Origin of the sequence: Nonomuraea sp. NPDC001831, assembly GCF_042892035.1 — a bacterium.
Lineage (GTDB): Bacteria > Actinomycetota > Actinomycetes > Streptosporangiales > Streptosporangiaceae > Nonomuraea.
On the sequence record NZ_JBIATU010000011.1, the window covers coordinates 118635 to 129877 of the forward strand.

11 protein-coding genes are annotated in these 11243 nt (G+C 74.7%); 9 read left to right on the forward strand and 2 right to left on the reverse strand.

The window, feature by feature from the left end:
* Nucleotides 1-40: 40 nt before the first annotated feature.
* Together ACFYYW_RS31470 and ACFYYW_RS31475 are read right to left on the reverse strand one after the other, a co-directional pair.
* On the reverse strand, nt 41-961 hold the full coding sequence (locus tag ACFYYW_RS31470; RefSeq protein ID WP_387653990.1) for a glycosyltransferase: 921 nt from the start codon (nt 959-961) through the stop codon (nt 41-43).
* Nucleotides 958-1551 carry a D-glycero-alpha-D-manno-heptose-1,7-bisphosphate 7-phosphatase gene (locus ACFYYW_RS31475; RefSeq protein ID WP_387653993.1) on the reverse strand — a complete coding sequence of 198 codons (594 nt, stop codon included), beginning with the start codon at nt 1549-1551 and terminating at the stop codon, nt 958-960. Before ACFYYW_RS31475 ends, ACFYYW_RS31470 begins: the two co-directional genes overlap by 4 nt.
* Before the next feature lie 172 nt (nt 1552-1723).
* Here ACFYYW_RS31475 and ACFYYW_RS31480 point away from each other — a divergent pair, with 172 nt between their 5' ends.
* From ACFYYW_RS31480 to ACFYYW_RS31520, 9 genes are read left to right on the forward strand one after another with little or no spacing between them, the layout of a single operon-like run.
* Nucleotides 1724-3355, forward strand: a complete 1632-nt coding sequence (locus ACFYYW_RS31480; RefSeq protein WP_352325658.1) for a carbamoyltransferase C-terminal domain-containing protein — start codon at nt 1724-1726, stop codon at nt 3353-3355.
* Complete coding sequence (locus ACFYYW_RS31485) at nt 3352-4371, forward strand: glycosyltransferase family 2 protein (RefSeq protein WP_387653995.1); 1020 nt, start codon at nt 3352-3354, stop codon at nt 4369-4371. The genes ACFYYW_RS31480 and ACFYYW_RS31485 overlap by 4 nt, the downstream gene beginning before the upstream one ends.
* Nucleotides 4368-5591, forward strand: coding sequence for a glycosyltransferase family 9 protein (locus tag ACFYYW_RS31490; protein ID WP_387653998.1), 1224 nt, complete (start codon nt 4368-4370; stop codon nt 5589-5591). Before ACFYYW_RS31485 ends, ACFYYW_RS31490 begins: the two co-directional genes overlap by 4 nt.
* Entirely contained in the window at nt 5588-6778 is a 1191-nt protein-coding gene (locus ACFYYW_RS31495) for a glycosyltransferase (protein WP_387654001.1), read from the forward strand. The genes ACFYYW_RS31490 and ACFYYW_RS31495 overlap by 4 nt, the downstream gene beginning before the upstream one ends.
* Nucleotides 6779-6780: 2 nt before the next feature.
* On the forward strand, nt 6781-7329 hold the full coding sequence (locus tag ACFYYW_RS31500; RefSeq protein ID WP_352325663.1) for an SIS domain-containing protein: 549 nt from the start codon (nt 6781-6783) through the stop codon (nt 7327-7329).
* Nucleotides 7329-8672 carry a PfkB family carbohydrate kinase gene (locus ACFYYW_RS31505; protein ID WP_387654003.1) on the forward strand — a complete coding sequence of 448 codons (1344 nt, stop codon included), beginning with the start codon at nt 7329-7331 and terminating at the stop codon, nt 8670-8672. The genes ACFYYW_RS31500 and ACFYYW_RS31505 overlap by 1 nt, the downstream gene beginning before the upstream one ends.
* Nucleotides 8669-9343 carry an SDR family oxidoreductase gene (locus ACFYYW_RS31510; RefSeq protein WP_352325665.1) on the forward strand — a complete coding sequence of 225 codons (675 nt, stop codon included), beginning with the start codon at nt 8669-8671 and terminating at the stop codon, nt 9341-9343. The genes ACFYYW_RS31505 and ACFYYW_RS31510 overlap by 4 nt, the downstream gene beginning before the upstream one ends.
* Nucleotides 9334-10206, forward strand: a complete 873-nt coding sequence (locus ACFYYW_RS31515; protein WP_387654006.1) for a glycosyltransferase family 9 protein — start codon at nt 9334-9336, stop codon at nt 10204-10206. The genes ACFYYW_RS31510 and ACFYYW_RS31515 overlap by 10 nt, the downstream gene beginning before the upstream one ends.
* Nucleotides 10203-11165 (forward strand): UDP-glucuronic acid decarboxylase family protein, encoded by a 963-nt coding sequence (locus ACFYYW_RS31520; RefSeq protein WP_364392904.1) that lies wholly within the window; start codon nt 10203-10205, stop codon nt 11163-11165. Before ACFYYW_RS31515 ends, ACFYYW_RS31520 begins: the two co-directional genes overlap by 4 nt.
* Nucleotides 11166-11243: the final 78 nt, after the last annotated feature.

Sequence of the window (11243 nt, forward strand, 5' to 3'; positions counted from 1 at the left end):
CAGCCCGGATCGCGGCTCGGATCGCGGACAGGATCCCGGCTCAGATCTCGGCCAGCAGCCGGTCCCAGTCCCGCAGGAACCTGGGCAGGCCGTAGCGGGCCAGGGCGGCGGCCCGCGCGGCCTTGCCGGCCTGGGCGGCCCGCTCGGGGTCGGTGACGAAGGCGTGCAGGGCGTCGGCCAGCACGTCCACCCTGGTGGAGATCACCCCGGCCTCCGGCGGCACCGCCTCGACGGCCTCGGTCGTGGCCAGCGCCACGACGGGCAGGCCGAGGGTCATGGCCTCGATGAGGGCCAGGCCCAGCGACGTCCAGCGGTAGGGGTGCAGGTAGGCGCGTCTGCGGGCCAGGGCGGCGTGCATGACGTGCTGCGCCAGGTCCTCGTAGGTGCCGTACGGCAGGCCGTCCACCTTCATGCCGAACACGTCCAGCGGGACGCGCTCGGCGAAGCGCGGCAGCAGGTCGGTGCCGGCGACCCTGGTACGGCGTACCGGCTCGTTGACCACGACGCCGGCCCTGGCCAGCTCGCCGGTGTACAGGTGGCCGGGGTCGGGGACGCCGTGCTCGATCACGCGGGTGGGCGCCCGGCCGTTGTCCCAGAACAGCTCGTTGAAGTGGGTGACGTGCACGATGGTGACGTCGTCCTGGCCGGACAGCGGGTGCCTGGTCCGCGGGACGTCGCCGGCCGGGGTGTTGTGCTCGACGTACACGCCGGGCACCGCGCGGCCGAGCCACTCGCGGGCCAGGTCGATCTCGTGCGGCCGCTGGTAGACGACCACGTCGATCGGCTCGTCGCGGAGCCGGTCGTAGGCCACCTCGCGGACGTTGTCCGGCCAGTCGTAGGTGGCGGCGCGCCCCCTGCCGTCGGGACCGCGGCCGGGGACGAGCGGCAGCACGTAGTCGTGGCCGCCGCTGACGAAGGCGCTGGTCCACGCCCCGTGGACGTGCCAGATGAGGATCCTCACCAGCGGCTCCAGCCCATGGCCCGGGCCCAGGGCGCGGACGAGGCCGCCGCTACGGGCATCTCGGGCGCGCTGAGCACCCGGTCGACGACGTCGGTGAGATCGTCGGCGACCTCGGCCGCCTGCTCGATCTCCTCCTCCAGCGTCTGCCCGGTCGGCACGAGGATGCCCCGGGCCCCGGCGGCCCTGGCCGCCTCCATGTCCCGGCCGATGTCGCCGACCACCACGCAGTCGCGCGGGCTGACGTCGAGGACGGCGGCCGCCCTGATCACCAGCCCCGGCGCCGGTTTGCGGCAGGTGCAGCCGTCGGCGTCGTCGTGCACGCAGATGGCCCAGGCGTCGAACGGCCCGAGCAGCTCCTCCACCCTGGCGTTCACCTGGTCCATCTCGTCCGGCGAGAGCAGACCCTTGGCCACGCCGGACTGGTTGGTGACCACCGCGACGGGCACGTCGGCCCGGCGGAGCCTGCCGAGCGCCTCGACCGCTCCCGGCATGGGCTCGACGAGGCGCGGGTCGCCGTTGTACGGCACGTCTTTGATCAGGGTTCCGTCCCGGTCGAAGAGGACGGCCCCGGGACGTCGCTTTTCGAACACCTTTCACCTCCGTCGCCGGTCCGGCAGCTACCCGGGCCGTCACCCGGCAAACAACTACGGAGAGTGACCAACCCCAGGCGGTTACGCCCGTTTTCGCATCTCCCGAGGTAGCCCCAGGTTTGAGAGCCGCTTCTCTCGGTAGCGGTTCTCGACATCTGCGGGGGAGGAAACGATGAAGTTTCTCGGCATCAACGCGATCTTCCACGACCCGGCCGCGGCCCTGGTCGTCGACGGGAGGATCGTGGCCGCGGCGGAGGAGGAGCGCTTCAGCCGCCGCAAGCACGGCAAACGGCCGCTGGCGTTCTCCGCGTGGGAGCTGCCCGAGCAGGCCGCCGCCTGGTGCCTGCACGAGGCGGGCCTGTCCCCCGAGGACCTGGACGCCGTGGCCTACTCCTACGACCCGGCGCTGGTCGTCCAGCGGCCGGAGGGCGACTGGGAGGACCTGCGCACGAAGTACGCCGTCCGGGCGCCCGCCTTCCTGGCGACCGCGCTGCCGGGCCTGGACGCCGGGCAGGTCACGTACGTGCCGCACCACGTGGCGCACGCCGCCTCGGCCGGCCTGGCCTCCCCCTGGCGCGACTGCGCGGTGCTGGTGTGCGACGGGCGCGGCGAGAACGTCTCGCACCTGGCCGGCCGCTACCGCGACGGCGAGCTGGAGGTGCTGGCCGCCCAGGAGCTGCCGCACTCGCTCGGCCTGATGTACGAGGACGTCACCCAGCACCTGGGCTTCCTGCGCTCCAGCGACGAGTACAAGGTCATGGCCATGGCCTCCTACGGCCGGCCGCGCCACCTGGAGTCGCTGCGCGAGATCATCTACACGACCGGCGACGGCGGTTTCCGCGTCGAGCCGGTCGACTGGAACGTCTACGTCAAGGCCCTGGCCATGGGCGAGCCGTGGACCTCCGACCACGCCGACCTGGCCGCCAGCGTGCAGGCCCGGCTGGAGGAGGTGCTGCTGGAGCTGGCCCGCTGGCTGCACGAGCGCACCGGCGAACGGCGGCTCGCGCTGGCCGGTGGGGTGGCGCTGAACTGCGTGGCCAACACCCGGCTGCTGGACGAGGGGCCGTTCGAGGAGGTGTGGGCCCAGCCGGCCGCCGGCGACTCCGGCACGGCGCTGGGCGGCGCGCTGCACCTGGCGCAGACCTACGGCGAGCCGGCCGGTCCCATGCCGGGCGCGGCGCTCGGGCGCGGGTTCACCGACGAGGAGCTGGGCGCCTGGCTGGACGTGGCGCGGGTGCCGTACACGCGGCCGGCCGACCTGGGCGCGGCGGTGGCCGCCGAACTGGCCGCCGACCGGATCGTGGCCTGGTTCCAGGGCCGCTCCGAGTACGGGCCGCGGGCGCTCGGCCGCCGGTCGCTGCTGGCCCATCCGGGGCACGCGGGCAACACCGAGCGGCTCAACGACGTCAAGGGCCGGGAGCAGTTCCGGCCGATCGCGCCCATGGTCCTGGAGTCCAGGGCGCCGGAGATCTTCGGGCGGGGGCCGGTGCCCTCGCCGTACATGCTGTTCGTGCACGACGTGCGCGAGCCGTGGCGGGACCGCATCCCGGCGGTGGTGCACGTGGACGGCACCGCGCGCATCCAGACGATCTCGCCGGCCGACGACCCGCTGATGGCGCGGGTGCTGACCGAGTTCGAGGCGCGCACGGGGCTGCCGGTGGTGGTCAACACGAGCCTGAACACCGCGGGCCGGCCGATGGTCGACGACCCGCGGGACGCGCTGGAGTGCTTCGGCTCCTCGCCGGTGGACGTGCTGGCGCTGGGCCCGTACCTGGTGCGGCGCGGGGAGGTGTTCGCGTCGTGATCACCGTCGTGATCCCGACCATCGGCCGCGCCACGCTGCGGGAGACGCTGGCGGCGGTGGGCCGGACGCTGCCGGTGATCGTGGTGGACGACCGGCCGGCGGACGCCGCCGCGCTGGAGCTGCCCGATCACGTGCGGGTCGTGCGCTCGGGCGGCCGCGGCCCGGCCGCGGCGCGCAACGCCGGCTGGCGGGCCGCCGGGACGCCCTGGGTGGTGTTCCTCGACGACGACGTGATCCCCGCGCCCGGGTGGGCCGAGGCGGTCTGGAAGGACCTGGTGGACCTGCCCGAGGACGTGGGCGGCAGCCAGGGCCGGATCGAGGTGCCGCGACCGGCCGGCCGGCGGCCCACCGACGCCGAGCGGCACACGCTGGGGCTCTCGGACGCGCTGTGGGTGACGGCCGACATGGCCTACCGGCGTTCGGTGCTGGAGCAGACCGGCGGGTTCGACGAACGTTTCCCCCGGGCCTACCGGGAGGACGCCGACATCGCGCTGCGGGTGACGCGGGCGGGCCACCGGCTGGTCGCGGGCGAGCGGGTGACCACGCACCCGGTGCGCCAGGACGGGTTCTGGGCGAGCGTGCGTTTCCAGCGCGGCAACGCCGACGACGCGCTGATGCGGCGCCTGCACGGGCCGGGCTGGCGTCAGGCCATCGGCGGCTCGGGCGGCCGGCTGCGCCGCCACGCCGCGACCTCGGCCGCCGCGCTCACGGCCGCCGCCCTCGGCCTGGCCGCCACGGTGGCCCGCCCGTCCGGGAGAGGGCGCGCGGGCGTGCGGGCCGGGAGGCGGCCCCACGGCCGGTCCGTCAGGCGGCTCGGCCGGTGGCGGGCGTTGCCGGTGCTGGCCGCGGTCGCCGGCGCCCTGTGGGCCGCGATGACCGCCGAGTTCGCCTGGCGGCGCATCGCCCCAGGGCCGCGTACCCCGCGCGAGGTGTGGCGCATGGCCGTCACCAGCGTGGTGATCCCGCCGGTCGCCTGTGTGCACCGGCTTCGGGGGGAATGGAGGTGGCGGCGATGAGACGTCGCGATCCGGCGCATCGGTGCGGCCGCGGCCGTACGAAGGCCACACAGTGCCACGGCAAGGCCGGACGGGCCACCGCCCGCAAGCCCGCGGAACCCGCCACAGCGGAGACCACGGCGCAGACCACGGCGGCGGCCGGCACGCTGGAGGCGGCGGTGTGCCAGGCGGCCGGGGAGCACGGCGGCGGCCGGGGGCGCGTCCTGGTGGCGCGGCTCGACGACGCCGGAGACGTCCTGCTGGCCGGGCCCGCCACCCGCGCCGTGCGCACGCTCGCCGACGAGCTGCTCTTCCTGGCCGGTCCCAACGGCCGGGCCGCCGCCGAGCTGCTGCCCGGCGTGGACCGGGTGATCGAGTGGCGGGCGCCGTGGATCGACCACTCCCCCGCCGCCGTGTCCAACGCCCAGGTCGCCGACCTGATCGCCCGGGTCAAGGGCGTGGACGAGGCGCTGATCCTGACCTCCTTCCACCAGTCGGCGCTGCCGCTGGCCCTGCTGCTGCGGATGGCCGGCGTGCGGCGCGTCTGCGCGATCAGCAACGACTACCCCGGCTCGCTCCTGGACGTCCGGCACGTCGTGGACGAGACGATCGACGTGCCCGAGGCCGAGCGCATGCTGGCCGTCGCGCGGGCGGCCGGGTTCGATCTGCCGCCCGGCGACGACGGCAAACTGGCTGTTCGGCGGCCCTTGCCGGATATCGGCCGGGAAAGCGGGCATCTCCTAGGCGTCGGCGGCGCTGCCGATGAACGCTCGTACGTCGTGGTGCATCCAGGGACGTCAGCCCCCGCCAGAACGTGGCCCGCCGACAGGCATCGGCAGGCCGTCAGGGAGCTGGTGGACGACGGGCACCGGGTCGTCGTGACCGGCAAGGAACGTGACCTCACCGCCTACGTGGCCTGCGACGCGGCAGTCGACCTCGGGGGCAGGACCACGCTCGCTGAGCTGGCCGCCGTGATCGAAGGCGCCAGTGTGCTGGTGGCCGGCAACACCGGTCCGGCGCACCTGGCCGCGGCGGTCGGCACGCCGGTCGTGAGCCTGTTCGCCCCTGTCGTCCCCGCCGCTCGATGGGCCCCGTACGGCGTTCCCACGGTGCTGCTCGGCGACCAGCAGGCGCCCTGCTCGGGAAGCAGGGCGCGCACCTGTCCGGTGGCCGGGCACCCATGCCTGTCCCTGGTGACAAGTGAGCAGGTGGTCAAGGCAGTGAGGGAGCTGACGCAGTGAAGGTCGATCTCATCTCCGAACACGCCGATCCGCTGGCGGCGATCGGTGGCGTGGACGCGGGCGGGCAGAACGTCTACGTCGCGCACCTGGCCGTCGCACTGGCCGAGCGCGGGCACACGGTCGTCGTCCACACCAGACGCTCGGCGCGGTCGCAGCCCGACGCGGTGACCATGGCGCCCGGCGTCACGGTCGAGTACGTCACGGCGGGCCCGGCCGCGGTCGTGCCGAAGGACGAGCTGCCGCCGTACATGCCGGAGTTCACCGAACGCCTGGCCGACCGCTGGGCGGCCGACCCGCCGGACGTGGCCCACGCGCACTTCTGGATGAGCGGCCAGGCGGCCCTGCGGGCCGCCAGGGGCGTGCCGGTGGTGCAGACCTTCCACGCGCTCGGGACCGTGAAGCGGCGCTGGCAGGGCGAGGCCGACACCAGCCCGGCGCACCGGATCGACACCGAGCGCGAGATCGGCAAGCGGGCCGACGCGGTGCTGGCCACCTGCAGCGACGAGGTGAGCGAGCTGTGCGCGATGGGCGTGCCCGAGCGGCGCGTCACGGTGGTGCCCTGCGGGGTGGACCTGACGGCGTTCCGCCCGCAGGGGCCGGTCGCGCCGCGCGCGGGCGCCAAGGTGGTGCTCAGCATCGGCCGGATGGTGCCGCGCAAGGGCGTGGACACCTTGATCGCCGCGCTGCGCCAGCTTCCGGACGCCGACCTGGTGATCGCCGGCGGCGGCCCGGACGACGAGGAGGAGACCGCGCGGCTGCGCGACCTGGCCCTCGCCTACGGGCTCCAGGACCGGGTGCACCTGATCGGCAGCGTCCCGCGCACGCACGTGCCGGCGTTGATGCGCTCGGCCGACGTCGTGGTCACCGTGCCCTGGTACGAGCCGTTCGGGATGGTCCCGATCGAGGCGATGGCCTGCGGCGTGCCCGTCGTGGCCTCGGCGGTCGGCGGCCACCTGGACACGGTCGCGGGCTGCGGCGTGCTGGTCCCGCCGCGCCGCCCGCGGGCGCTGGCCAGGGCGCTGCGCGACGTGCTCGCCGCCCCAGGCAGGCGCGCGGCGCTGGGCGCCGCGGGAGCGCGGCGGGCCCGCGAGCGGTACGGCTGGTCCCGCATCGCCGAGCAGACCGAGGCGGTGTACACGCAGGTCATCGACGGCAAGCTCTGCCGCCTGGCCGCTCTGGGGGGTTGATCATGGACAGACATCTGGAAAAGCTCTGGACCACGCTGGAGAAGGTCGACGACCACGCGGTCACCATCCGCGCCTGGGGCGGCAAGCTGGCCGGCGTGCTGTCGGCCGGCGGCCGGCTGCTGGCCTGCGGCAACGGCGGGTCGGCGGCCGAGGCCCAGCACCTGACGGCCGAGCTGGTGGGCCGCTTCAGGGACGACCGGCCCCCGTACGCGGCGATCCCGCTGCACGGCGACAGCTCCTCGATGACCGCGATCGCCAACGACTTCGGCCACGAGGAGGTCTACGCCCGCCAGGTGCGGGCGCACGGCCGTCCCGGTGACGTGCTGATGTGCCTGTCGACCAGCGGCGGCAGCCCGAACGTGCTGGCCGCGGCCAGGGCGGCGCAGGAGGTCGGCGTCGTCGCCTGGGCGCTGACCGGGCCCGCGCCGAACCCGCTGGCCGACCTGTGCGACGAGGCGGTGGCCGTGCCCGCGCAAGAGACGGCCACCGTCCAGGAGGTGCACCTCGCCATGATCCACCTGCTCTGCGACGCCATCGAGGAGGCCGTCTGATGGGCCCCCTCGTCGTCATCGGCGACACTCTGCTCGACGTGGACGTCGAGGGCGACAGCGAGCGGCTGTGCCCGGACGCGCCGGTCCCGGTGGTCGACATCGCGGCCGAGCGCGCCCGTCCGGGCGGCGCCGGGCTGGCCGCGCTGCTGGCCGCGCGGGACGGCGCGGAGGTGGTGCTGATCACCGCGATCGGCGACGACCCCGACGGTCACCGCCTGTGCGCGCTGCTGTCGGAGGAGGTCGAGCTGGTACGCCTGCCGCTGAACGGCGGGACCGTGCGCAAGACCAGGGTCAGGTCGAGGGGCCAGACCATGCTCCGGCTCGACAGCGGCGACGGCGTCGCCCGGTCCGACCCGCCCGGCGAGATCCCCGAGGAGATCACGGCGGTGCTGGCCCGCGCCGGCGCCGTGCTGGTCTCCGACTACGGCAGGGGCGTGGCCGGCCTGGCCCGGGAGTTGCTGCGCGGGGCCCGCGTACCGGTCGTGTGGGACCCGCACCCCCGAGGCGGGCCGCCCATGCCGGGCTGCACGCTGGTTACGCCGAGCGAGGCGGAGGCCCGGATGTGGTGCCCGGACGGTTACCGCGGCCCCGACCACGCGGCCCGCCGCCTGGTGCGGGAGCTGCGCGCGGCAGCCGTGGCGGTCACCACCGGCGGCAACGGCGCCACGCTGGCCGTCCAGGGCGGCCCGCTGACGCGGGTGCCGCCGCCGGTGACGGCGGCGGGGCAGGACGCGTGCGGGGCGGGCGACCGGTTCGCCGGCGCCGCGGCGCTCGCGCTGCGGGACGGCGCGGACGTCGAGGAGGCGGTCACCATCGGCGTCGGCGAGGCCTCGCGCTTCGTCGAGCGCGGCGGGGCCGCCACCGTCAGGACCCAGGAACAGCGGCTCGGCGACCGGCCGCGCACCGCGCTGGAGGTGGCCAGGCTCACCCGGGCGCAGGGCGGCCGGCTGATCGCCACCGGCGGCTGTTTCGACCTGTTGCACGCGGGGCACGTGAGCCTCCTGCGGCGGGCCAGGGCGCTGGGCGACGCTCTCGTCGTCTGCGTCAACTCCGACGACTCGGTGCGCAGGCTGAAGGGGCCGTCCAGGCCCGTCGTCGACGCGCGTGACCGGGTCGAGGTGCTGCGGGCGCTGAGCTGCGTGGACGCGGTCCTGGTGTTCGAGGAGGACACCCCGGCCGAGTCCATCGAGCTGCTGCGGCCCGACGTGTGGGTGAAGGGCGGGGACTACGAGGGGGAAGTCCTGCCCGAGTCAGAGGTCCTGGAGCGGCTCGGCGCCGAGTTCGTCGCGCTCAGCACGCTGCCGGGACGTTCGACCAGCAATCTGATCAGGGAGATCCAGTGAATATTTTGATCACCGGGGGCGCCTCCGGTCTCGGCCTGGCCACCGCCGAAGCGGTCGAGAAGGAGGGCTGGCGGGCGCTCGTCGTGGACGTGCGCGAGCCGGACCAGCGCTTCGACCACGTCACGGCCGACCTGGCCGACCGCGGGCAGGCCGAACGGGCCGTGCACGAGCTCGCCGAGCGGGCCGGCGGCCTGGACGGCGTGGTGACCGCGGCCGGCATCGACGCCTGCGGACGCCTGGAGGACGTGCCCGCCGACGACTGGGAGCGGGTGATCCAGGTCAACCTGCTCGGCACGGCCGCCGTCGTCCGGGCGGCGCTGCCGTACCTGAAGCGCACCCGCGGCAAGGTGGTGACCTGCGCCTCGACGCTCGGGCTGCGCCCGCTGAGCGACGCCTCGGCGTACTCGGCCTCGAAGTTCGGCGTCGTCGGCTTCACCAGGGGGCTGGCGGTCGAGCTGCGCGGCGAGGTGGGGGTGACCCTGCTGATCCCGGGCGGCATGCGGACGAGCTTCTTCGACGGGCGTCCCGAGCAGTACAAGCCGGGCCCGGAAGCGGGGCTGAACGACCCGGCCCACGTCGCCCAGACCGTCGTGTTCGCGCTCCGGCAGCCGGCCGGGTGCGAGGTCAGAGAGCTGGTCGTCTGCCCCTCCACGGAGACGTCATGGCCCTAGAACTGCTGGCGTTGCGCGGGCTCGGCCTGGGCGACCTGCTCACGGCCGTCCCCGCGCTGCGGGCGCTGCGGCAGTCGTTTCCCGGGCACCGGATCACGCTGGCCGCGCCGAAGTCCCTGGAGGCCCTGCTGCCGCTGATCGGCGCGCTGGACGCCCAGGTGGACGTGTCCGGGCCGGGCCCGGTGCCGTTCCGGCGGCCCGACATCGCGGTCAACCTGCACGGCAAGGGGCCGCAGAGCATCGAGGCGCTGCGCGCCACCGACCCGGGGCGGCTGATCAGCTTCGGCGTCGGCCCGCCATGGCAGGACGGCGTGCACGAGGTGCGGCGCTGGTGCGGCCTGCTGGAGTGGCACGGCATCCCCGCCGACCCGGAGGACCTGACGCTCGGCATCTCCGACCGGACGGGCCCGGTGATCGTGCATCCGGGGGCCGCCTACCCGGCGCGGCGCTGGCCGCCCGAGCGGTTCGCCGAGGTCGCGGCGGCGCTGGACGACGTGGTCGTCACCGGCAACGCCGAAGAGGTGCCGATCGCCGGCAAGGTCGCCGAGCTGGCCCGGCTGCCGCCGGAGCGCATGCTGGCCGGCCGTACCCGGCTGGCCGACCTGATCGACCTGGTCAGCCGGGCCCGGCTGGTGGTCTGCGGCGACACCGGGGTCGCGCACCTGGCGACGGCGTTCTGCGTGCCGTCGGTGGTGCTGTTCGGCCCGGTGCCGCCGTCGGAGTGGGGGCCGCCGCCCGGCTGGCGGCACGTGGCCCTGTGGGCCGGTCGCAAGGGCGACCCGCACGGCCTGCGCCCCGATCCCGGCCTGCTCAGGATCGAGGTGTCGGAAGTGGTCGACGCAGCTCTGGAGGTCACGTCATGAGGGCTCTGGTCACCGGCGGAGCCGGCTTCCTCGGTTCCTACCTGTGCGAACGCCTGCTGGAGGAGGGCGCCGAGGTCATCTGCATGGACAGTTTCCTGACCGGCGGCCCGCGCAACGTCGAGCACCTGCTGGACAACCCGGCCTTCCGGCTCATCGAGAGCGACCTGACCGGGTACGTGCACGTCCCGGGCCGGGTGGACCTGGTGCTGCACTTCGCCTCGGCCGCCTCGCCGGCCGACTACCTGCGCTACCCGATCGAGACGTTGCGGGTGGGCAGCGTGGGCACCCTGCACGCGCTCGGGCTGGCCAGGGAGAAGGGCGCCCGGTTCGTCCTGGCGTCCACCAGCGAGGTGTACGGCGACCCGCTGGAGCACCCGCAGAAGGAGACGTACTGGGGGAACGTCAACCCGGTCGGCCCGCGCAGCGTGTACGACGAGGCCAAACGCTTCGCCGAGTCGCTGACCACCGCCTACCGGCACTCGCGCGGCACCGACACCGGGATCGTGCGCATCTTCAACACCTACGGCCCGCGCATGCGCCCGTTCGACGGCCGGGCGATCCCGACGTTCATCCGCCAGTCGCTGAAGGGCGAGCCGCTGACCATCACCGGCGACGGCTCCCAGACCAGGTCGATCTGCTACGTGGACGACACCGTCTCGGGCATCCTGGCCATGGCCCGCAGCGACTTCACCGGCCCGGTCAACATCGGCAACCCGGACGAGCTGACCATGCTGGAGCTGGCCGGCCTCATCCGCGACCTGACCGGTTCGGCCTCGGAGATCGAGTTCATCGACCGGCCCGCCGACGATCCGAAGGTGCGCCGGCCCGACACCACCCTGGCCGCCGAGCGGCTGGGCTGGCGGGCGGAGGTGCCCGCCAAGGAGGGGCTGCGGCGCACGATCGAGTGGTTCACCGCGGAGCTCGCCGCGAACGACAGGTTCGAGGAGCTGCGTGTGTGACGGAGAACGCCGAGGGATCGGCGACTCCACGGGAGGTCGTGGGCCGGGCGCGAAAGCCCCGGCCCACGACCGTGCCCG

Excerpts from the sequence above, each read along its gene's own strand:
- ACFYYW_RS31480 (WP_352325658.1), top strand. The coding sequence starts at position 1,724 with ATGAAGTTTCTCGGCATCAACGCGATCTTCCACGACCCGGCCGCGGCC.
- ACFYYW_RS31490 (WP_387653998.1), top strand. The coding sequence starts at position 4,368 with ATGAGACGTCGCGATCCGGCGCATCGGTGCGGCCGCGGCCGTACGAAG.
- ACFYYW_RS31500 (WP_352325663.1), top strand. The coding sequence starts at position 6,781 with ATGGACAGACATCTGGAAAAGCTCTGGACCACGCTGGAGAAGGTCGAC.
- ACFYYW_RS31505 (WP_387654003.1), top strand. The coding sequence starts at position 7,329 with ATGGGCCCCCTCGTCGTCATCGGCGACACTCTGCTCGACGTGGACGTC.
- ACFYYW_RS31515 (WP_387654006.1), top strand. The coding sequence starts at position 9,334 with ATGGCCCTAGAACTGCTGGCGTTGCGCGGGCTCGGCCTGGGCGACCTG.
- ACFYYW_RS31520 (WP_364392904.1), top strand. The coding sequence starts at position 10,203 with ATGAGGGCTCTGGTCACCGGCGGAGCCGGCTTCCTCGGTTCCTACCTG.